Genomic DNA, 18,875 nt, shown 5'->3' with positions numbered 1-18,875 from the left:
GGATGATTCTACAACGAGTCTTACTTATAACTTCAGGTGTCATGATTATCTGGGCTTTTCTGAGCTATGATGCTTTAGAGTTTATCGGTATTCGCCAGATCCTAAACATTGGTAATAAAATGAATTCTGCTCAACCACAAATAATTACTAAAAAGGGCCTGCTAGGGATGGTTCGCCATCCAATGAATTTGGCAACTATAGTATTTATGTGGAGCCTAGACTCAACAAGGGTAGATGTACTCGTTCATTTGATCCTTACTATCTACATAATCATTGGAATTTGGTTAGAAGAAAGGAAACTAATTAGGGAATTTGGTTCTGCGTACATCGAATATCAAAGGGAGGTGCCGGCGTTAGTTCCGTTCATTAAAAAGTGGAAATAGCGCAATTTAGTGAAGCACCACATCATATAACTACTAGAGATTCTTGTACCCTATCTAGATCACCGGTCATGAACAGCGAGGGACTAGACCTGCCTTGGTTATATCCGCAAAGGAATATAATAGCAAGACTGGGATGGGCATTTTTTGCCCGATTGCCAGCTGGGTAAAGGGATTTCCGTTCGAAGTTAAACTTCCAAAAGAATTAGAAATCAGAGGTGTTGTTTTGGTAGATCAAATTAAATCTCTAGACTGGAGAGTTAGAAACGTGAGTTTTATATGCAAAGTGCCGGAAGACACGATTGAAGAGGTTATTCTTAAATTAGAAGCGATCGTAAAGTAAGTCGTAATTAGGCTAGGGGTTGCTTAGCTGTCCCAATTCCTAGTTTTATTAACTTTTTGCCGGTTTCATTGTGTCTTCCAGATTTGCCAAATATTAACCATTCGTTGTGACAGAGCCAATCGATTAAACATTTTAAGACATAATAAGTAAAAGAGGCTATGTATATGGTGGTACAGGAGATGAAACCGAGTACGCTCAAAATTGTGCCACAGGATATAAAACGCTTGAATCAGGTTACATGTATTAAACAGTAGTAGTAAATTGAATTCTGTTGTATATTGTGGGAAATGGTATATTATAGGATAATAAGCAGAAATTCTAAAATATGAGGAGTAAACTAATGATTATTAGAGAAGGTAATATAGCCGAGAAAAATGAAATAATGACCTTTTATGATAAGATGTGTAAGATACTTGATAATTCATCTTTCTTACCTGATGGTAATAAAGGTGGATTTCCACCTAAAGAAATGATAGTAGAAGCGATTAAAAACAAAGAATTATTTGTTGGAATAAAGAATGATTGTGTAATGGCTGCATATATCATGGATCATCTATGTGATAGTGCCTATGATAAAGTAAAATGGCAGATTGATGCTGATAAAATAGAAGTTTTCATTCTTCATGCTCTACGGGTTTCACCTGAATATGGTGGACGTGGTTACGCAAAGAAACTGGTTGAACATGCAATTCAGATCGCAAAACAGAATAAACAAAAGGCTATTCGCTTGGATTGCATTGAAGGAAATGATGTACCACAGAAAATGTATATGTCATACGGGTTCAAGTATATTGACACCGTAGGTATTTTTTACGAGGATATTGGGACAGAAATGAACTTTCTATTGTTTGAGCTTCTATTATAAATTCCAATTTGAATAGTTGAGTAAATGAGCATAGCATAAAGTTAAGTTGATTCGCGTTTTTCTTATTTTGCGCCTTAGAATTATTGTGGGCGAGATTTAAGGCAGCGCCGTCCATGGCGCTGCAGGGGTTACTTCCTATAACACGTATTCCCGACACTTAGAGGATGATAAATGTGGTTGGGACGCTTCGGGAATGCTTGCAACGTTATCGGAAATGTTCCTTGCCTGTAAATCTGATGGGCCTTGAAAAATCAAAAGCAGATCTCTCAGGATCTGCATTAATCAGTAAATCTTTTTTCCAGCCATGTTGAAAGCTCATTTATATATTGGTCTAAGTCATTGCCAGTTAAGTGCGAACACGTTATTTCAATAGCTTTTTCATATGCTTCATCGTCATTGATTTGATCGTAAAAGCCGTTAATTTTTAGTAGGACAGTTGCGGCATAAAATCCAACTCTTTTATTTCCATCAACGAAACAGTGGTTCTTGGTAAGAAAATACCAAAGCATGGAGGCTTTCTTAAAAGGCGTTGGATATTTATCGTGATCGAAATGAGGGTATTGCTGGTCAATTATGCTTTTAATCCTTGTTACGGTATCCTGATAATATTCGGAGCTTCCACCGAACATCCAGATGGCTTCTTTGTGAATAACAAGAATGTCGTCAATACACAATAGCTCAACATCTTCCATAATTACTCGGCTAACTTCTTGAGTAGTTTTGAGTGTTTAGAAGTAACTTCCTTAATAGCCTTTGAGATTTTTTGGTTATGCTCATTAGCGGTGTTTTGTTGAAGATTACTTTTAGGTTCTTTCGCTAAGGCCATAGGATCATCCCTTTCGATACTTTTACTATCTATATCCATATTGTACCACCCTTCATCAATTGGAACAATTGTAATGATACTATTATTATGCATAATGAAGGGATTTAGTCTTGGGTTGAGAGACGGAAAACTTCCGATAACACAATGTTTCCTACACTTTGCCAATATGCAAGTGGTTGGGACGCGCCATCCTTGGCGCGGATGAAGTGACTTTGTAGAGGCGTTTCCTATTTACAACAATACTTGTAGAAGATTATTTATTGCGAATGTGAGATGATTGGATATGAAGTATCTATATGAGAATAAGGGGAAACAGATATTGTCCAGGAATGACGAATACTCAGTACCTTTCTCTGATAAGAGTTGCCAAAATTTACGACCTGACTGCGAAAACTGTTTTGGTCTGTGCTGTGTTGCGCTGTATTTCTCAGCTTCAGAAGGCTTTCCAATTGACAAAGACGCAGGTCAGCCTTGCCTTAACCTGCAATCAGACTTTCGGTGTTGCGTTTACAAAAACCTCAGGGAACGAGGCCTTAAAGGTTGCATTGCTTTTGACTGCTTTGGTGCAGGGCAAAAAGTTTCCCAAGCCAGCTTCGGGGGGCACGACTGGCGGAAAGTTCCAGAATCCGCGACGCAAATGTTTGAGGTGTTCCTTATCATGCGGCAACTCCAGGAGTTACTATGGTATCTGACGGAAGCACTTACATTACAACCAGCCCACCCTATTCATAGTGGGCTTAACTCTATGCTCAACAAGACGGAACGCCTCACTCACTTGAGCCCCGGTTCTCTCATTGAACTGGACGTAGCCCTACATCGATCAGATGTTAATACTCTGCTGCTAAAGACTAGTGAATATGTACGAGCTGAAGTTTATCTCGGGCGGAAGACTTCGTCAATAAGCAAAAAGACTCTTGGACGGGGATTAGACCTTATAGGGGCGGACCTCAAAAGAACTGATATGAGAGGTAAAAACTTAAGAGGAGCATACCTTATTGCGGCTGATCTCAGAGGAGTAGATTTGAGCGGGGCCGATCTTATTGGGGCTGATTTGCGAGATGCTGACATCAGAGGAGCAGATCTATCCAATAGCATCTTTCTCACCCAAGCCCAAATTAACACGGCGATAGGAGATAAAAGCACAAAATTACCTTCTTTACTCAATCGCCCAACGTACTGGGGCGGTTAAGGAATAATGTGAATAGTTTCGTGACGTTAAGATACTACTCTTATTTTATAACGTAAAGGTTTTGGCGGTGAATATTTATTTTGCTTGGGTGCAGTAATTAAAATTGTATTGCTCTAATCTATTCAGGGCCTGATTTAGCGAATAATGAATAACGTTCTTATACTGTTATGCATTGGTAAGATTATGTGTAATAAAATTATCATTTTGACGAGGTGTAAAATGTTTAAAAGAGCACTAAAGTTTGCTATAGGTCCTAGCATAGGGATTACAATAGGCGGTATTCTTATTCCAAGAATCATGTTTTCAAACCTATATAATGAAACATATCCATCTATACTATTACACGCTAGTTTATATTTTGTTGTGGGGTATATTGTATCTTTATTAGTTTTCTTGCTCATTGAATGGGTTAAACCAAAAATAAAAAAGTAAGTAGCGAGATTATGAGTGCTTGTTCTGATTGAGCCTTTAGATTTCCGTTATATCCAACCAAAGAACAGATAGTACTCATTAACAAAACGATAGGTTGTACTCGATTCGTCTACAATCACTTCCTTGATGTATACACTCCTTAACTTGATAAATTTCATTACTTTGTTTATACTTTGTATAAACAAAGTAAAAGAAAGAGGTGACACACTGTGGAGGCAATGGCCCGGAAATGGGGAAATAGCATTGGTATTAGGATACCGGCTTCAATGGCTAATTCAATAAAAATTAATGACGGGACCTCAATTAATGTTGAACTTGACGGGGATAAAATCATCGTCACTCGAAAAAAATACGATTTAAAAGAATTACTTGCCCAAATCCCTGATGAATATGAACCGAAAGAAATAGATTGGGGAGAGCCGGTTGGAGGGGAAAAATGGTGAATCAGTATGCGCCGGAACGTGGTGATATAGTATGGATTCAGTTAAATCCACAGGCCGGTCATGAACAGCAAGGGACTAGACCTGCCTTGGTTATATCCGCAAAGGAATATAATAGCAAGACTGGGATGGGTATTTTTTGCCCGATTACCAGCCGGGTAAAAGGATTTCCGTTCGAAGTTAAACTTCCAGATGAATTAGAAATCAGAGGTGTCGTTTTGGCAGATCAAATTAAATCTCTAGACTGGAGAGTTAGAAACGCGAGTTTTATATGCAAAGTGCCGGAAGACACGATTGAAGAGGTTATTCTTAAATTAGAAGCGATCATGAAGTAAGTCGTAATTAGGCTAGGAGTTGGTTAGTTGCCCCAACTCCTAGTTTAATTAATCTTTTGTCAGCTTCATTGTGTCTTCCGAATTTTACAAATGTGACCATTAGGCATTGGCCCCAGCGTACATAAGAAAAAATATTGTTAGGGGTTATGCTAGGCATTTTGCAGTAGATTTACTTTGCGCAGTTAAAGAATTGGAAATGTTGGGCAACCAGTTTAAGCCTGAATATGTTGAGCAATTGAAGCGGACTATTGCAGGCCAAATAGAGAAAAAACAGGAACGGAAAAGTTTAAAAGTGAAACAGGAGTTATTTACATCGTTTGAATCTGACGATCAATTTAGTTATATTGCGGGATATACGTCTGGTGGTGCACCTTATGGATTGACCTGGGAAGAGATGGACCCCGATGAGAATTCGGGTGATTTATATAAAGGTCGGCGAGAAAATATGGATAAGGATGAGACTGAGGAAGTAAATATAGATTTAGATGAATCAGGATTATTTTTAATGATTAAGGAATAGGAAGATGACATCTTAGGGCATAAACACGAAATACATGTCGTCCACGGAATACCTCCCATTCGCACTCCAGGAAAGGGTGGTCACCAAGTATCCAAGGCCATCCACGTGAACGCCGGTAATCCCCGCGACATACTGGGAAACTTTGACCACGGTTCTGCCGCTTTCCTGTTTCAGGGCAATGTCGCAGATGGAATCTGCCGCGTATTCCTCATGATAGTCTTTGCCCTTCACCTGCTCCCGCTCGTATTTGTTGTCGCTTGCCGCATAATGCGCAGTGAGTAGCGCATCGCACGCTACGGTTTCGGAATAATCCCCGCTGGTCACCGTTGCTCTGCCGTCTTTGTAATCCAGTGCCAGGGGAAACCCGTGGTGCGGCGCATCCATCAACATCCAGCCGCTTCCCATTCTAACATAGGGGTATAAGCCAAAGCTCCCCCTGCCGCCCTGACCGCCCAAGTCAATCAGAAGCAGGATTTCGTTCTGCCCATCGCCGGTCAAATCTGCGGACTCGATCAAAAAGCTGCCGCCCCAACTGCTCATCTGCTCTAGTTCATCGGAATCGGCTATGATGCGCTCGCCGTTGCCCAGTTCCGCCACCACCCGGTTACGATAGTTGTACCCCGCAGCCTGTGTGGGTTCTTCAGAAAAATATGCCCGGTCAGCCTTTCCGTCGCCGTCCCAGTCGCCGGAATATTCCTGCGCGCGCAAATCTTCGCCCCGGGGGATTTCGGCAAAGTCTAAAAGGTGTTGGGTCAGCCGTTTGGCCTGAATGCCGGCAAAATCTATCTCAGAAACGGGTGATTTGTCGCCGCGCTTCATTTCTCCCTCAAAGAATACCCATTCGTTTTGCAACATGACAACCAGGCCACCATCATACAAAGCGTATTGTGCGCCTTCGCAGCCAAAATTGCTTTCACCATTTTTGGCTGGCTTTTCTGTACCGTCTACTGATGATGTGATTGTTCCTAAAATCGCTGAATCGTCAATTTCTATCGCCATTTGTTTTCCGGTATCCATATAGATTTGGCCGTCAACCATAATCATTGGACGCCTATCCCATTTTTCACTCGTTTCATCAGCCCTGTTCACCGCAAACCCCACAATCAACACAGCCGCCAGAGCCACTGCCGCAGCAATAATCACGAGGGAGCGTTTTTTGAAATTCAGCATATTTTTTATCCTCTCTTTCATACTGCCCTCTCCGAACGCAAGCGGGCTTCCATTCAGGACTTTGAGCCCCGACGCTACTCGGGCAAGCGACAGTGAAGGCGGTTTTGATATCCTCACCGAGTTCCAATATTACAGTTGGTCGCTTTTTAATAAAGGGTTTTGTAGAAAAATAGAGAATAGTAAAATCATGGAAGGGGTTGTTCCGTACTTATCTTCTCATCTCTTCATCCGGGTTAAAAGTCATCTGTCATTCGCGTATCGGGGTTGCTTCTTTAGCATAAAGTTTTAAAAGTGGTTCTCGCAAGGGGTGATGTTTTGTTCAGCGTAATTTACTTTTTTGTCAGTATGTTTGTGATGTTCCTGCTAGTGTTTGAAACTATTTCTCCGAATTATGCTTTGCTTATTTTTCTCAGCCATGATGTATGAGATATGACGCGTCGTCGATTCGCAGGACGTTATCTGAAAGATGGCAAGAGACCTGCCATCCATGGCCGGAACCGTAGGAGACTAGCTTTTGAGGTTGAATGTTTGATGGAGGATTGTATATGCTGTTTATCACTTCTGACCCCAAAGATGATGTTTATCAAGATGTAATTGATAAGGCCTTTAAGTATTGTAATGAGTTTATATTAGTGGTAAGAAAAGACCTTTTTTTATCTTCTCAAGCTAAGTTAGTCTTGAGTAGTTTATCCAATTCGCTTATGAAATCAGAGAACAGTTTGAATGGCCAGGAACTATATTAGGCGGTGGAGAACCTGCCATAGTATGTTATTTCAAAACTGATAACCATGCAAAGAAAATATTAAAAGAGGTTTCGAATTCTTTACACTCATGGGTGCAACCTGATCTGCCAGAAGATTTATCATTTATGAAAGGGAATAAACTTTGGCTCGTTAATACATCCCATGAATCATCAAGCTATTTTGTTACGGAAGAAAAGGAAGATCTTGAGGAGATTTTAGGGATTAGGAATTTAAAAATAAAGCAGAAATAGTCAAAGGGTCTGTCGTCCATGGCAGCCTGTGAATCAAGGGTCGCCATCTATATAGAAATTGGCGATAATGGGTACTATTCATTTTTCTGGTAAAAGGAGGATTTGGATAGCTTTATGGAGAAAACTGTTGTATGTTAAATTATTTGTGATGAAGGAGAATAATCATTATGAATTATATGGGACCAAGCGTTGGATTCGGCATACTTAGATTTCTTGGCTTAGTGATCTATATTGGTCTTTTGGCTCTGATTGCATACTTAATAATTAGTACTATACAATTCTTTAAACGGAAAACCGAGAATGACAAGGAACTACTAGTAAAACTTGATACTCTTATCCAGTTACAATCTCAAAAGAAAGGCATTCAGTCATAACAAGGTAGAGGTTTTACTATTTGCACGGGAGCATAGTTGAAACCCCTACCTTTATTTCTATATGGCATTATTACTTGCGTTTGATAATTTAAGGTACAATCTGTCGTTACGCCGTATAACAACGTATTCCCAAAATCTGAGAGAGATTATGAATGACGTTATATGCTATAGCCCGTTTTAGAGTTTTCTTTGAAGATTTATCATAATGTAGATTGAAATTTCGAGAATAAAGTGAGGGATATAAATTGAAAATTTCAAGGCAGGCGATAATTTCGGTACTATTAATTTTCTTCGCTATTTTTTTAGGACATACGACTGAAACTGGATTTTCAATCGGGGACAAGATGTTATTAGGGTTTGGGATATCCCCATGGTCGAATGGTCAAACTGGTTTTCACTATCCTATAATAATTTATTATGTATTATTTATTATCGGATGTCTTGAGGCAAGAAGGGTGATGTCTAGCCGACAACTTATCGTACTGCTAATTTTTTTATTAACAATTACTCCGTCAGTTGTGTCTCTAGTAAAACCGGTTTATTTTAGAATGCAGAGCGGTCTGGCTACAGTTGAATATGACTCTAGAAACAGCCATTTTAATATTAGGAGCTCATTAGACAATAACAAGCTTGAGATAATTGGCGCAATTCCTCTTACAAATTACGGAAACGATCCGGTAGAATTTGGTATTAAGATTCCATCAGATAGCTTTATTGCCCATGAATGGTTTTCAGGGGATTTGATTTTGACAAGTGTAGAGAGTTTAGAAGATCCTGGGACTTTCATTCTATACCCTGGTCAAAGACAAACAATTTTATCTTATACAACTATTCCATTGAAGAATGACAATAATGGAACGGGAACAATGAATGGTCCAGATCTTATTTTGTTTTCTAATAATGAAAATCGGAAAGTTGGACATAATCTTTGATTAGCTCTCTAAGCCGGACTACCCGACCTCGCAAACCCGCGGGACATTATGAAAAATGGCATTTCGGAGTGTCATGTTGATCATAAAACAGTTCCAAGCGAACTATATCTGATCCAGGTGATCGACAAGAGGAGTGATGTCTATGGAAATGCTTTATGGATTGCTAAGAGCGCTTATTGGATGGCCCGGAATTATTACGGCAATCGTTCTTGTAAGTATCGGAATATCCTCCAAGAGGATTTGGTTAATAATTTTAGGAGCGATTTTTGCTATACCAATATCCTGGTATTTGGGCTCCACTCCGAAATTTAGATATATCATGTATGCTCTTCCCACATTCTTTATTGGTTCGGCGTTGGCTATAAAATATGAGAAAAATAGATTAGCGTGGATTTTCGTATTACCGTATGTTGGTATTATCGGGTGGTTAGGATTAACGGTTTTAAGCCAATAATTAAAACCCTGATTGAGGAACTTGTAATTGGGGGTATGTGTAATGGAGTTAGGATTAATATTAGGCTTAATTCTTTCTGCTTTCGGGATTATTCTGACTTTTTTATCGTACCAAGAATGGTATATCAATTGGGTTAAGGAAAGGATTCCGATGGAAATAAATAGGCTTGTCCGAGGAGAAAGAATTTCAGGATTAGCACTATTGACTATTGGCTTACTGCAAACAATGAAGGTTTTAATATAACATTAGCTGAGTAAGGTTTTCCTTGGAAGGGTTGCCGTCCATGACTGGACTTCATAAACCCTATATGCTGTTGTCTTTAAAATCATCGTTATGAGAAAAACACATAACGAGTTAAATTTTTAGTATTGATGTGGGTTGAGGTCCTTCTCGTTACGTGTTTCCGGAAATCCAGCTTACATCTTATTAAAAAAGACCAAATAATAAATCGGGAGATAGTATAATGAAAAACAAAAAGATTCTTGTAGTAGTATTATTATGCATATTTATGATGCTTTCTGGATTTTCTGCATATGTGGTAACATCAAACGAAAATATTGAATCAGAATATAATATGGGTAATGGCGGTGGCTATCTTAGCGAGGAAGAGGTTTTTGAAGCTCTTGCGTTCACCTATAATGATTCTAAGCTATTGAGTGCTATAGATTCCTCAAAAGTTAAAACACCAAGCAACTTTATTATTAAAGAGTTTCATGCAGAAGATTATAGTAAGTATACAAACAATCAATATGGCGGGATGTATATGGAGGAAAATGGCGAACTGGTGCTTTGCTATAGAAATGGCAGTGATATGTTAAGCAAAGCCATGAACAACAATGAAGAGTTTTCTGGCAAATTACTAAACTCTTCTAATAAAGTAATCGCTAATTCAGTAACTGTAAAGAGTGTAAAGTATAGCTACGCAGAGTTATTGAAGGTCTATACTTATTTAAATGAAAATGCTAATCAACATAAAGGTATAGGTAACTCTTCAATTGATATAAGAAACAATAAAATTTCAATTGGTGTTTATGCTAGCAGCGAAGGTGAAGAAGCAAAAAGGGATTTAACTTCCCTTTTTGGTGAAGATATGTTCTCCTTTGTTGAGATTGATCCGGATGATCTACCTAAATTTATAGCTAATATTGGTGGAACTTCTGAAATTCGTAACAATGGCATTCTCGGTTTTAACCCACTAAATCTACTCCGGCAGGACGTATGTATAGTCCCGGTAAAGGTTATTGTGGGGTAATAACATGCGCACACGGTTATTCAAATGGTGATTCGATTTACACAGGGTTCACAAAGATAGGACAAATAACTTGGCGCAACCTCAATGTACTTCATTTTTAGAAACGTTGGGGCAGAAACGATCGGGAAAAAGAGTATGCCCTGTCTCATAAGGCGATCTGTATGCATCTCCATCAAAACGGTGAATCCCGATGAGTAGACCAGAAAAGCGACTTTCGAGAACGGGATAATCTTACCTCTCATGAGTGAGTTTCTTAACAACGAGGAATATAGAGAGGTGGGGATCAAATTCGTCGGCGCCGACGAATTTGGGTTACTGCCAGACCCTTCTCCTTCTGGGGATTCCCGAAGATGAGCGGGAAAATTTATCTTGCAAGGGAGGTATAGTGGTACGGTGGGAATTAATAATAGATTCATATTACAGACTATTATCTACATAGTTACTTTAGTAGGCATCATACTTGCATTTGTGATTTATACCTCGTTATATGATGTTCCGTGGCGAATGCCGGAAGGATTTCAATTTTTGCATTTTATTTTTACAACACCAATTGTATTTGGGGCAATTGGCATAGTGAATCTATTCATAAATAGAGAAAAGCAAGGATTAATTGGTATTTTAAATAAATTACACCCATTCTTGATAATTGTTGCTCTTGCTCTACCAATTTTGATTGATGATTCGCTATCTGAATTGACAACAATGACAGGGAGCGTATTGTGTATCGGGTTTATTATTAGTAATACTTTTTTATATGTCAATGATCTTGTTGAGTTTAAAACTATGAAAGCGTAACTAAATAGGTGATCTCATTGGATTAATTCAATGGTTTGGAAAGTCTATAGAAAAGACTGACCATGCAAAGGAATGAAGGCCAATTATCAGATTCGATAATACTGAAGACCGGCTGAAAAAGATTAGAAGTACCGTTGGACGGTTGAGCGCAGCAAAGATAATTTTTTGAGGTGTGGGTGTATATGAATGTTTTAATTTTTGGCGGAACAGGTTTTTTGGGAAGGCATCTGACTGAAGAATTACTCTCTTGTGGTTATCAGGTATCGGTCATAACGAGGAATCGGCAAATGATAGCAAACAAAATTGAAAGTGATGTTGAGTTGCTGGAATGGGACAATACGACTCCTCTATCGTCAATTCGCAATCTCGGCGCCATTGATGGAGTGATAAATTTTGCCGGGGAGTCAATCGGTAATCGTCGCTGGACCGATTCAGTGAAGCCGGAAATTTTGAATAGTAGGATCAATAGTACGCGGGCTATTGTTAATGCCATAAATGATGGGACTATAAAGCCAAAAGTTCTGATTAACGCATCAGCGGTAGGATACTATGGATCTCATCAGAATGAAAAGATAACTGAGAGTGAAGCTCCGGGACAGGATTTTCTTGCTGAAGTTTGCCGGAAATGGGAAGCGGAAGCTTACAAGGTTCATAAGCAATCAACGAGAGTTGTAACCATTCGCATCGGGATAGTATTAGGCAGCCAAGGTGCACTTGCAAGAATGGTAACGCCCTATAAATTTTATGTGGGCGGTCCGTTGGGGAAAGGAGATCAATGGCTTTCCTGGATACATATTCAAGACCTATTAAGGATGCTAAGATTCATTATTGAACAGGATCAAGTTACGGGTCCTGTCAATGGAACTGCCCCAAATCCGGTGACTATGAAAGACTTCTCTAAAACTTTAGGAGAAGTATTAGGCAGACCATCCTGGCTTCCAGCTCCGGAATTCTTGTTGAGAATGGCGCTGGGCCAAATGTCAGAAATGCTGCTGCACGGTCAACGGGCTATTCCTAAAAAAATTGTTGAGGCCGGTTTTGAATTTCGGTTTCCTGATTTGAAATCCGCCTTAGAGGATGCTTTGGGAACATTTTAATATAAGGAGAGGTTTCGGTTTGAGGCTCATGTACTATTTGAAAAAAATAAGAGATGGCTATGTTATCAATCAAGTCAGTCATATTAAGTTACCTTTATTTGAACCATCGCCAATTATAAGGAACAGGCTAATATTTTCGGGAAGAGTACAGAAGGTGGGGTTCAGATTGGAAACCTATGAACTGGCGAAACGCCTGTGTTTAACCGGATGGGTAAAAAATAGAAATGATAAAAATGTTGAGGCTGAAATACAAGGAGAAAATGCGAAAATCCTTTTCCTAATTAAATGTTTAAAATCATTAAAAAGAGCATCAGTCAGTGATGTGGCAATTCAAGAACTGCCCATAGTAGATGATGAGACAAATTTTACGGTAATAAAGTAATCCCTGTCGTTTCATAGGGGTACTGATATAAACAAATCGAGTAAATGTTTTTTACTAATAGTGGAGGCGGAAGAAACATGGCAAAGTATGAAGCATCTATTACAGGCCAATTTCAAAAAGTACTCAATCGTTTAGAAACCGATATTGGCAATAGTGGTTTAACTATGAAGTTAGTTGATGAAAGTAATTATGCGGCGGGAGATACAAATATAGCAGTTCGGGTTTATGATAAATATTTTATGAGAAACGGAAACAGAGCAAGCTTAAGCCTTACCATAGCTGGCCGCGGAAATAATATATTCATTTCAGCAATTGGTGCCGGCGGAGGACAGGGTATTTTGTTTAACTTTAGTCTTGGTGCAGAAGATGATATGGTGGCAATCGTGCAAAAGAGTATAGAGCGAATGGAACAATGATATGCCTTTGAAGACCTGCACGATCTGACGTTGGAAATAGTCTGCTCAGAGTAGTAGTAATAGGTAAAGAATAAGGGGAGAAGACTAAATTACTATGAGTGTCAAAAAAGTAGGTGTATCAAAGCTCATTGATAAATTATGGTTAAGACTATCCCTGTCCTTAATTATTTCTTTCGTACTGGTGCTTTCAGTTTCGAATGTTCACAAAATAACGAAGGTGAAAAAAGATGCTTCTTTCCAAGAGTTTACCACACATCTTGACGAATGTATTCCTGTCCTGATGAAGGACTATAATATTCCGGGAGTGAGTATTGCTCTGATTCAAAAGGGTGAGACCATCTGGGCCAAAGCTTATGGTTATGCCAACCTTGAGCAGGGACGAAAAATGACGGCGGATACATATTGCCGGGTAGAGTCTATTTCTAAGTCAGTCACTGCCTGGGCAGTAATGAAATTAGTTGAACAGCGAAAAATAGATCTGGATCAGCCTGTGAAACAATACATAAAAAACTGGGAGTTCCCGGAATCTCAATTTTCCGAGGAAAAAGTAACCGTAAGGCAGCTGCTTGCCAATACATCCGGTATGCCTTTAGGGGATATCTTTGAACGTTATTCCCCAAAGGATGAAATCCCTTCCTTAAAAGAAAGTTTAACGAAACAAGCGGTTCTTATACAAGAACCCGGTGTATCATTTCTGTATTCAAATACAGGATATAACTTGCTCGAATTATTGATCGAAGAGGTTACCGGCCGTGAGTTTGCGGAATATATAACAGAAGAGGTTTTACTTCCCATGGGGATGGACAATTCCAGCTTTACCTGGAGTGAGGAACTCAAGCCGGCTGTTCCTATAGGTTATAACTCCAAAGGTAATCCCATACCGGTCTACATTTATCCTGAGAAAGCTTCAGGCGGTCTTTTTGCTAGCGTAGAGGATATAGCTGCCTTTGTCGGGGCCGGAATGACAAACTATTTCCATTCGGAGCAGAGAGTTCTGACCCCTGAAAATATCAATAAACTTTATAGTCCCATGGTTGAAAACCCAGGTATTTACGGTCTGGTTTTTGATTCATATGGATTAGGATATTACATTGAGACCTTAGCTAATGGTAAAAAGTCCGTTGCTAATGGTGGTCAAGGTGGTGGGGTAATGTCTTATTTTCAGGCTGTTCCGGAAACAGGTGATGGTATTGTTATTTTGACAAACAGCCAGCGGAGTTGGCCGTTTTTCGCTTATATATTAGATAAGTGGGCGGCGTGGAGCGGGTTTGAATCAGTTGGAATGAGTAAGATCATTTGGGTACAAAATGCCCTGTGGCTTTTAATAGGTCTATTTTGGTTTAGCATGTTGCGGCAAGTTTGGGGAATCGGGCAAGGGTTAATTTCCGGAAAACGTCGTTTTTTACCGCTATGGAAGGATTTTGGACTCTTACGCTTAGTACAGAGCGGGTTGTCTGTTATTTTGGCTGCAGGTCTTTTATGGTGTATCAGTCAGGATTATTTATTTATATCCTCGGTATTTCCGATTGCCGCCGGTTGGCTGGGAATTTCATTGTTTATTTTTGCGTTGATTTTATTGTTGCTGGCATGGTTCCCCTATGATGGTCCTAAACTATTGAGTTAAGGAGCAATCTGAACAATTTTATGATTACAAAACAGTTTATTTAGGTTATAATGAAAGCAATTTAATATCCGGGAATGAGTGATTCTTTTCTGAGGAAAAGAATTTAAAAGGGAAGTCAGTAAGAGTCTGACGCGGTCCCGCCACTGTAATAGGGAGTTGCTTCACATAGTGTCACTGGATTTGTTTCGGGAAGACGTGGAGTAATGATGACCTAAAGCCAGGAAACCTGCTTGTTTCGTAAGCGGTGGAACACATACCGTGTGGGATAAAAACAGCCCCACTGTTTTTGAAGTGGAGCTGTTTTTAATAAAATCCTTCTCGGGCAATTTTTTTGATGTAGTTATACTGTTTCCGTATCAGCTTTTTGAATTCCCCATCGGATAGCTCATTATACATGCCTATTCCTTCTTCATAAAGACACTCATAAATCAGTTCACAATAATCATCATCTTCACGATGCGCCTTTTTGTATCGCTGATCAAGCTCATGGGGAAAATCCAGGCTGTAGGTCATGCTGTCAATCTTACCGTCTAGATATTCCTTGGTCATGTTCATTAAGAAATCAATATTAGGCAGTTTCATCTCTTTGGTCATCCTTCTCTTTAACTTCCGTTTTGGTATTTTGCATCCGACATTCAAGCTGCACCTTCTCGGACCATGGCAGATAGTCATCCAATATCGTATCATCCGATGTAAACTCCAGATTCGGCAACGCGCGGAATATATACTCCAAATATTTGTAGGGATCCAGGTTGTTGGCATTTGCTGTCCCTACGATGCTAAATATGATAGCGGAAGCTTTGGCCCCTGCCACTGAATCCGAAAACAGAGAGTTCTTCCTCGTGAGAGCTACGGGTTTCACGGCGACTTCGGATAAATTATTGGACAGGGGAATTCTTCCGTCCAGCAAGAAGTTGGTGAAGTATTTCTTGTGGTTCAAGGTATAATTCAAGGCTTTTCTCAGATTCTCCTGCTGGGTCCTTGTCGTTTCCGCCCACGCGAAAAAGGCCTCCAACACAGGGACGCTATAAATAAGCCGGTTCTTTTTCCTCTCCGCCGGTTGTAGTTTCTTCCACTTGCGTTCCAACCGGAAAAGTTTATCACAGTAAGCCCGTCCGATCGCCCCGCCGGAACCAGGGATCTCTTTTCTTCCGGAATCTAAGGGGATGGCTTCCAGGTAATATCGCCGCAAGTGACTATAGCAGAGGCACCGTGTGATGCCTTCCACCTTTTCATAGCCCGCGTAAGCGTCGCTGACATGAAAACCGCTAAATCCTGCGAGAAATTTCCTGGCATGGTCTCCCGAGCGGGTTCGTGTGTATTCGTAGAGAATAATGGGCGGCCCCTCGCAACTACCACTCCGGTGGATCCAGATATACGATTTGCTTGAAGCCTTTTTCCCTGGCTCGCGGTTGACCTGCCAAGAAGTCTCGTCACTCATGATGATGCTGCATTTCAGCAATTGTTCGTGCATTCGGTCATACAGCGGTCTCAGCCAATCTTCAGCGCATCGTATGGCCCAGTTGGCCATGGTATCTCTTTTCAGTGCTGCACCCATCCTTTTAAAATCCCGTTCCTGCCGGTATAAAGGGACCGAAAGCACATATTTTTGGTACAGGATCCAAGCTGCGCTGGACGGGGAGGCTATGGAGTGTGTTAGTACAGGTGCCGGCACCGGCGCGCTGTATATCGCATCGTAGGGATTCTCGTCGTTCTTTCCGCATTCCACACATTTATAAACCATTTGGACATAGTCTTTCATAACCAGCTTTGCTGGGATATATTCCATCTCAGAACGAACTTTTTTCTTCCCAATGACGTTTAGTTCACTGCCACAGATCCCACAGGCCGATTCATCAGGATTCAGAACACATTCCACGGTTTCTCTGGAAAGCCCTAACGTGAGTTTCTCACGATCGCCTTTTTTTCGTACAGGTCGTTTGTGTTCCTTGATTTGAAGGACGGGCGCATAAGGTAAAGGAATGTTATCTGCGTCTTCCTCGCCGAACAGGGATGCTTGTCCTACTGTTGACGGCGTTTTCTCACTGGATGCCCCGAAACGCTGCTTTGCTGCATGCAAAACGGCCTGCGTGAGAGCTTCGACATTGTGTTCTAACCTGTGAATTTTCTCATGCAGTCTTTGGTTTTCCATTTTAAGTTGTGCTATACGCAGATCTTTTTCGTCGTGCATGGCGCTTTCTTCCTAATCAAATTTCTTACTTCCATTATACCAAAAAAGTGCCATTTTCTCAGCATTTTAGAGCATTTTCAGTAAATAATGCCAGTCGTGTCAACCATGTCTTGGTGCGCTTTTTTCTGGTCAACCTGCAATCCTTCCAAGAGCCATGCCAGTTGCCGCTTGGTAATGTCCCTTACTTCGCCCTGATTCTTCGGCCATTGGAATTTCATTTCGTCGGAGAGCGCTTTGGTGACCAGGATAAAGCCGTTGCCGTCCCAGCGTAAAGCTCGCAAGGCATTGTGACGTTTATTGCAGAACAGGAAGACGTTTGTTCCCGCATGGGGATCCAGTTTAAATTTCAAGGCCACCAAGGAGGCTAGTCCACTTTGCTGTTTGCGAAAATCGGTGGCTCCCAGGGCCAAGTAAATATGGTCCGCCTCATCGGCGATATGCTGCATCATAATTCCTGCAGGACCTTCATTAGTCTCGCCAATGCGGCTGGATTGAAATTACTAGGAACGGTTACATGGATGCTTTTGAAAGAGATCTGAAAGTCGGAAGATAAAACCGAATTCTGACTTGCTGTATCGACAGGTGAAAGGATGGGGGTAACCTCGGCGAAGGTCGGTTCTTCACCTGCTTTTAGTTTTTCGCGTACCCGCTTATTCCAATAATTGTACCGGTACTTGCTCACTCCATTCTTCTCGCACCATTCTCCGATCGTCATGCCATTTTGGACTCTTTCCTTTATTCGCTGTTCCCAGAGCTGCAGGGTTTCAGCTTTGGATTTCAACCTAAAAACCTCCCATCTGATTACTTGCCCTTAGTGTATCAGATGGGAGGTTGAGCTACACGACGGTGTTTGTTCCACCGCTTACGCTTGTTTCGATCTGATTCTTGCACCTGCGACGGATAGGGCGGCGGGATATTTGTGTTTACTAGAGTATCCATGTCCCTGTCTGATGTGCAGGAGGGATGGATACTTTCAGTTTGTGGAGGTGTGTGAAACAACAATTGAACCAAGAGAAAGGGGTTGCAGAGACAATGAAGTCAGGTGCAGGTGTCATAGCCAAGACAGAAATGAAAGAGAGACGATTTATAGATGATAAGTATTGATTGTTATGCCTACAGTAATAATCTAAAGACAGTGCATCCAGCCGAAAAGTGTCTTTTTGCAGTTATTACTATGGTCGTATGTCTGACTTCTCCGACGGTTACGACTCCTTTTATCATTCTCTTACTTATGGCAGGGGGCATTATCTTTAAAGCAGGTATCCCGGTCCGGGTTTTCGTCAAGCTTATGTTCATTCCCTTTTCATTTCTGCTGATCAGCGTTCTGACCGTCGCTTTTTCAATTTCCCGTGACCCTGCAGGATTTTGGCTGGCTCAAACAATTAATGGTCTGACAATCGGGGTATACTACTCAGATTTTATTACAGCTGTTAATTTATTCCTGAGATCCTTGGGGGCTGTGTCTTGTCTCTATTTTATGGCCCTTACTACCCCCATGACTGAAATAATTTCACTGCTTCACAGGCTAAAGGTTCCAAGTATCATCACAGAGTTGATGGTGCTTATTTACCGGTTTATCTTTGTCTTTATGGAAACGGCTGTCACAATTCACCGTGCTCAGACTTCCAGATCAGGCTATGTCTCAATGAAAAGTTCCTTTCGCTCCATGAGCCGGCTTTTTACAGCGCTTTTAGGCAAAGTCTTTGTAAAATCTCAAGAACTTTACAATGCCATGGCTGCCCGCTGTTATACAGGGGAAATTAAGGTATTGACCAAAAAGTATCCGGTCAATTTAAAAAATTACATGGTTATTGTGATGTTTGAACTGGCTCTGATCCTATTGAATGTACTTGGGAGGTGATCA

Annotated in this window: 23 protein-coding genes, 2 pseudogenes and 1 riboswitch; of the genes and pseudogenes, 18 read left to right on the top strand and 7 right to left on the bottom strand. The window is 40.7% G+C overall.

Annotation, left to right across the window (positions count from 1 at the left end; genetic code table 11):
• Positions 1-441 precede the first annotated feature (441 nt).
• Together DESYODRAFT_RS19590 and DESYODRAFT_RS19585 are read left to right on the top strand one after the other, a co-directional pair.
• Positions 442-723 (top strand): type II toxin-antitoxin system PemK/MazF family toxin, encoded by a 282-nt coding sequence (locus DESYODRAFT_RS19590; RefSeq protein ID WP_042338882.1) that lies wholly within the window; start codon positions 442-444, stop codon positions 721-723.
• 340 nt (positions 724-1,063) lie between these two features.
• The gene (locus DESYODRAFT_RS19585) at positions 1,064-1,588 is read left to right on the top strand and encodes a GNAT family N-acetyltransferase (RefSeq protein ID WP_007785731.1); all 525 of its coding nucleotides are present in this window, start codon (positions 1,064-1,066) and stop codon (positions 1,586-1,588) included.
• 278 nt (positions 1,589-1,866) lie between these two features.
• Here the strand turns inward: DESYODRAFT_RS19585 and DESYODRAFT_RS19580 are convergent, their stop codons facing one another.
• Positions 1,867-2,280: a type II toxin-antitoxin system death-on-curing family toxin gene (locus DESYODRAFT_RS19580; protein WP_007785729.1), complete on the bottom strand. Its 414-nt coding sequence runs from the start codon at positions 2,278-2,280 to the stop codon at positions 1,867-1,869.
• Between the two features lie 2 nt (positions 2,281-2,282).
• A complete protein-coding gene (locus tag DESYODRAFT_RS28790; protein ID WP_007785725.1) occupies positions 2,283-2,453 on the bottom strand; it encodes a hypothetical protein in 171 nt (56 codons plus the stop codon).
• A 244-nt stretch (positions 2,454-2,697) separates the two neighbouring features.
• Between DESYODRAFT_RS28790 and DESYODRAFT_RS19575 the strand changes: the two genes are divergently transcribed.
• The 5 genes and pseudogenes from DESYODRAFT_RS19575 (at position 2,698) to DESYODRAFT_RS26740 (ending at position 5,330) form a co-directional block, all read left to right on the top strand.
• Positions 2,698-3,603: a pentapeptide repeat-containing protein gene (locus DESYODRAFT_RS19575; protein WP_007785723.1), complete on the top strand. Its 906-nt coding sequence runs from the start codon at positions 2,698-2,700 to the stop codon at positions 3,601-3,603.
• Between the two features lie 476 nt (positions 3,604-4,079).
• Positions 4,080-4,178, top strand: a pseudogene (locus DESYODRAFT_RS29350) (helix-turn-helix domain-containing protein); the annotation flags it as partial.
• Between the two features lie 75 nt (positions 4,179-4,253).
• Complete coding sequence (locus DESYODRAFT_RS19565) at positions 4,254-4,478, top strand: AbrB/MazE/SpoVT family DNA-binding domain-containing protein (RefSeq protein ID WP_242833704.1); 225 nt, start codon at positions 4,254-4,256, stop codon at positions 4,476-4,478.
• Positions 4,472-4,810 carry an endoribonuclease MazF gene (gene mazF, locus DESYODRAFT_RS19560; RefSeq protein WP_007785717.1) on the top strand — a complete coding sequence of 113 codons (339 nt, stop codon included), beginning with the start codon at positions 4,472-4,474 and terminating at the stop codon, positions 4,808-4,810. The genes DESYODRAFT_RS19565 and mazF overlap by 7 nt, the downstream gene beginning before the upstream one ends.
• Positions 4,811-4,916: 106 nt before the next feature.
• The gene (locus tag DESYODRAFT_RS26740; protein ID WP_007785715.1) at positions 4,917-5,330 is read left to right on the top strand and encodes a hypothetical protein; all 414 of its coding nucleotides are present in this window, start codon (positions 4,917-4,919) and stop codon (positions 5,328-5,330) included.
• Positions 5,331-5,342: 12 nt separating this feature from the next.
• Here the strand turns inward: DESYODRAFT_RS26740 and DESYODRAFT_RS19550 are convergent, their stop codons facing one another.
• The gene (locus DESYODRAFT_RS19550; protein ID WP_042338880.1) at positions 5,343-6,521 is read right to left on the bottom strand and encodes a hypothetical protein; all 1,179 of its coding nucleotides are present in this window, start codon (positions 6,519-6,521) and stop codon (positions 5,343-5,345) included.
• A gap of 1,592 nt (positions 6,522-8,113) precedes the next feature.
• Between DESYODRAFT_RS19550 and DESYODRAFT_RS19535 the strand changes: the two genes are divergently transcribed.
• The 10 genes and pseudogenes from DESYODRAFT_RS19535 to DESYODRAFT_RS19495 all read left to right on the top strand — a co-directional run bounded on the left by DESYODRAFT_RS19535 (position 8,114) and on the right by DESYODRAFT_RS19495 (position 14,820).
• The gene (locus DESYODRAFT_RS19535; protein WP_007785706.1) at positions 8,114-8,800 is read left to right on the top strand and encodes a hypothetical protein; all 687 of its coding nucleotides are present in this window, start codon (positions 8,114-8,116) and stop codon (positions 8,798-8,800) included.
• 142 nt (positions 8,801-8,942) lie between these two features.
• Positions 8,943-9,254, top strand: a complete 312-nt coding sequence (locus DESYODRAFT_RS19530) for a hypothetical protein (protein WP_007785704.1) — start codon at positions 8,943-8,945, stop codon at positions 9,252-9,254.
• 42 nt (positions 9,255-9,296) lie between these two features.
• Positions 9,297-9,497: a hypothetical protein gene (locus DESYODRAFT_RS19525; protein WP_007785702.1), complete on the top strand. Its 201-nt coding sequence runs from the start codon at positions 9,297-9,299 to the stop codon at positions 9,495-9,497.
• A gap of 220 nt (positions 9,498-9,717) precedes the next feature.
• A complete protein-coding gene (locus DESYODRAFT_RS19520; RefSeq protein WP_007785701.1) occupies positions 9,718-10,506 on the top strand; it encodes a hypothetical protein in 789 nt (262 codons plus the stop codon).
• 283 nt (positions 10,507-10,789) lie between these two features.
• Positions 10,790-10,867: pseudogene (locus DESYODRAFT_RS30010) on the top strand (hypothetical protein); the annotation flags it as partial.
• Positions 10,868-10,899: 32 nt separating this feature from the next.
• A complete protein-coding gene (locus DESYODRAFT_RS19515) occupies positions 10,900-11,301 on the top strand; it encodes a hypothetical protein (RefSeq protein WP_007785700.1) in 402 nt (133 codons plus the stop codon).
• A gap of 182 nt (positions 11,302-11,483) precedes the next feature.
• Complete coding sequence (locus tag DESYODRAFT_RS19510; protein ID WP_007785699.1) at positions 11,484-12,398, top strand: TIGR01777 family oxidoreductase; 915 nt, start codon at positions 11,484-11,486, stop codon at positions 12,396-12,398.
• A complete protein-coding gene (locus DESYODRAFT_RS29625) occupies positions 12,379-12,780 on the top strand; it encodes an acylphosphatase (protein ID WP_345788197.1) in 402 nt (133 codons plus the stop codon). Before DESYODRAFT_RS19510 ends, DESYODRAFT_RS29625 begins: the two co-directional genes overlap by 20 nt.
• 77 nt (positions 12,781-12,857) lie before the next feature.
• Entirely contained in the window at positions 12,858-13,196 is a 339-nt protein-coding gene (locus tag DESYODRAFT_RS19500) for a DUF6054 family protein (protein WP_007785697.1), read from the top strand.
• A gap of 94 nt (positions 13,197-13,290) precedes the next feature.
• On the top strand, positions 13,291-14,820 hold the full coding sequence (locus tag DESYODRAFT_RS19495; RefSeq protein WP_007785696.1) for a serine hydrolase domain-containing protein: 1,530 nt from the start codon (positions 13,291-13,293) through the stop codon (positions 14,818-14,820).
• A 59-nt stretch (positions 14,821-14,879) separates the two neighbouring features.
• Positions 14,880-15,068, top strand: a riboswitch (cobalamin riboswitch).
• Positions 15,069-15,123: 55 nt separating this feature from the next.
• Here the strand turns inward: DESYODRAFT_RS19495 and DESYODRAFT_RS19490 are convergent.
• The 4 genes from DESYODRAFT_RS19490 to tnpA form a co-directional block, all read right to left on the bottom strand.
• The gene (locus DESYODRAFT_RS19490) at positions 15,124-15,402 is read right to left on the bottom strand and encodes a hypothetical protein (RefSeq protein ID WP_007783977.1); all 279 of its coding nucleotides are present in this window, start codon (positions 15,400-15,402) and stop codon (positions 15,124-15,126) included.
• Positions 15,389-17,011: an IS66 family transposase gene (gene tnpC / locus DESYODRAFT_RS19485; RefSeq protein ID WP_007783979.1), complete on the bottom strand. Its 1,623-nt coding sequence runs from the start codon at positions 17,009-17,011 to the stop codon at positions 15,389-15,391. Before tnpC ends, DESYODRAFT_RS19490 begins: the two co-directional genes overlap by 14 nt.
• 77 nt (positions 17,012-17,088) lie before the next feature.
• Entirely contained in the window at positions 17,089-17,460 is a 372-nt protein-coding gene (tnpB, locus tag DESYODRAFT_RS19480; RefSeq protein WP_042338567.1) for an IS66 family insertion sequence element accessory protein TnpB, read from the bottom strand.
• The gene (gene tnpA, locus DESYODRAFT_RS19475) at positions 17,457-17,792 is read right to left on the bottom strand and encodes an IS66 family insertion sequence element accessory protein TnpA (RefSeq protein WP_007783983.1); all 336 of its coding nucleotides are present in this window, start codon (positions 17,790-17,792) and stop codon (positions 17,457-17,459) included. Before tnpA ends, tnpB begins: the two co-directional genes overlap by 4 nt.
• A gap of 309 nt (positions 17,793-18,101) precedes the next feature.
• On the opposite strand from tnpA, the gene cbiQ reads away from it, so the two are divergent.
• Positions 18,102-18,872 carry a cobalt ECF transporter T component CbiQ gene (gene cbiQ / locus DESYODRAFT_RS19470; protein ID WP_007785695.1) on the top strand — a complete coding sequence of 257 codons (771 nt, stop codon included), beginning with the start codon at positions 18,102-18,104 and terminating at the stop codon, positions 18,870-18,872.
• Positions 18,873-18,875 lie beyond the last annotated feature (3 nt).

Origin of the sequence: Desulfosporosinus youngiae DSM 17734 (assembly GCF_000244895.1) — a bacterium.
Classification (GTDB): domain Bacteria; phylum Bacillota; class Desulfitobacteriia; order Desulfitobacteriales; family Desulfitobacteriaceae; genus Desulfosporosinus; species Desulfosporosinus youngiae.
The sequence above is the reverse complement of the archived record's forward strand: the minus strand, read 5'-3'. Positions and strand labels throughout refer to the sequence as shown.

Excerpts from the sequence above, each read along its gene's own strand:
- DESYODRAFT_RS19585 (WP_007785731.1), top strand. The coding sequence starts at position 1,064 with ATGATTATTAGAGAAGGTAATATAGCCGAGAAAAATGAAATAATGACC.
- DESYODRAFT_RS19500 (WP_007785697.1), top strand. The coding sequence starts at position 12,858 with ATGGCAAAGTATGAAGCATCTATTACAGGCCAATTTCAAAAAGTACTC.
- DESYODRAFT_RS19510 (WP_007785699.1), top strand. The coding sequence starts at position 11,484 with ATGAATGTTTTAATTTTTGGCGGAACAGGTTTTTTGGGAAGGCATCTG.
- tnpB (WP_042338567.1), bottom strand. The coding sequence starts at position 17,460 with ATGATGCAGCATATCGCCGATGAGGCGGACCATATTTACTTGGCCCTG.
- DESYODRAFT_RS19580 (WP_007785729.1), bottom strand. The coding sequence starts at position 2,280 with ATGGAAGATGTTGAGCTATTGTGTATTGACGACATTCTTGTTATTCAC.
- tnpC (WP_007783979.1), bottom strand. The coding sequence starts at position 17,011 with ATGCACGACGAAAAAGATCTGCGTATAGCACAACTTAAAATGGAAAAC.
- cbiQ (WP_007785695.1), top strand. The coding sequence starts at position 18,102 with ATGATAAGTATTGATTGTTATGCCTACAGTAATAATCTAAAGACAGTG.
- DESYODRAFT_RS19490 (WP_007783977.1), bottom strand. The coding sequence starts at position 15,402 with ATGAAACTGCCTAATATTGATTTCTTAATGAACATGACCAAGGAATAT.
- DESYODRAFT_RS19565 (WP_242833704.1), top strand. The coding sequence starts at position 4,254 with ATGGCCCGGAAATGGGGAAATAGCATTGGTATTAGGATACCGGCTTCA.
- DESYODRAFT_RS19550 (WP_042338880.1), bottom strand. The coding sequence starts at position 6,521 with ATGAAAGAGAGGATAAAAAATATGCTGAATTTCAAAAAACGCTCCCTC.
- mazF (WP_007785717.1), top strand. The coding sequence starts at position 4,472 with ATGGTGAATCAGTATGCGCCGGAACGTGGTGATATAGTATGGATTCAG.
- DESYODRAFT_RS28790 (WP_007785725.1), bottom strand. The coding sequence starts at position 2,453 with ATGGATATAGATAGTAAAAGTATCGAAAGGGATGATCCTATGGCCTTA.
- DESYODRAFT_RS19520 (WP_007785701.1), top strand. The coding sequence starts at position 9,718 with ATGAAAAACAAAAAGATTCTTGTAGTAGTATTATTATGCATATTTATG.
- DESYODRAFT_RS19575 (WP_007785723.1), top strand. The coding sequence starts at position 2,698 with ATGAAGTATCTATATGAGAATAAGGGGAAACAGATATTGTCCAGGAAT.
- DESYODRAFT_RS19495 (WP_007785696.1), top strand. The coding sequence starts at position 13,291 with ATGAGTGTCAAAAAAGTAGGTGTATCAAAGCTCATTGATAAATTATGG.
- DESYODRAFT_RS29625 (WP_345788197.1), top strand. The coding sequence starts at position 12,379 with ATGCTTTGGGAACATTTTAATATAAGGAGAGGTTTCGGTTTGAGGCTC.
- DESYODRAFT_RS19525 (WP_007785702.1), top strand. The coding sequence starts at position 9,297 with ATGGAGTTAGGATTAATATTAGGCTTAATTCTTTCTGCTTTCGGGATT.
- DESYODRAFT_RS19530 (WP_007785704.1), top strand. The coding sequence starts at position 8,943 with ATGGAAATGCTTTATGGATTGCTAAGAGCGCTTATTGGATGGCCCGGA.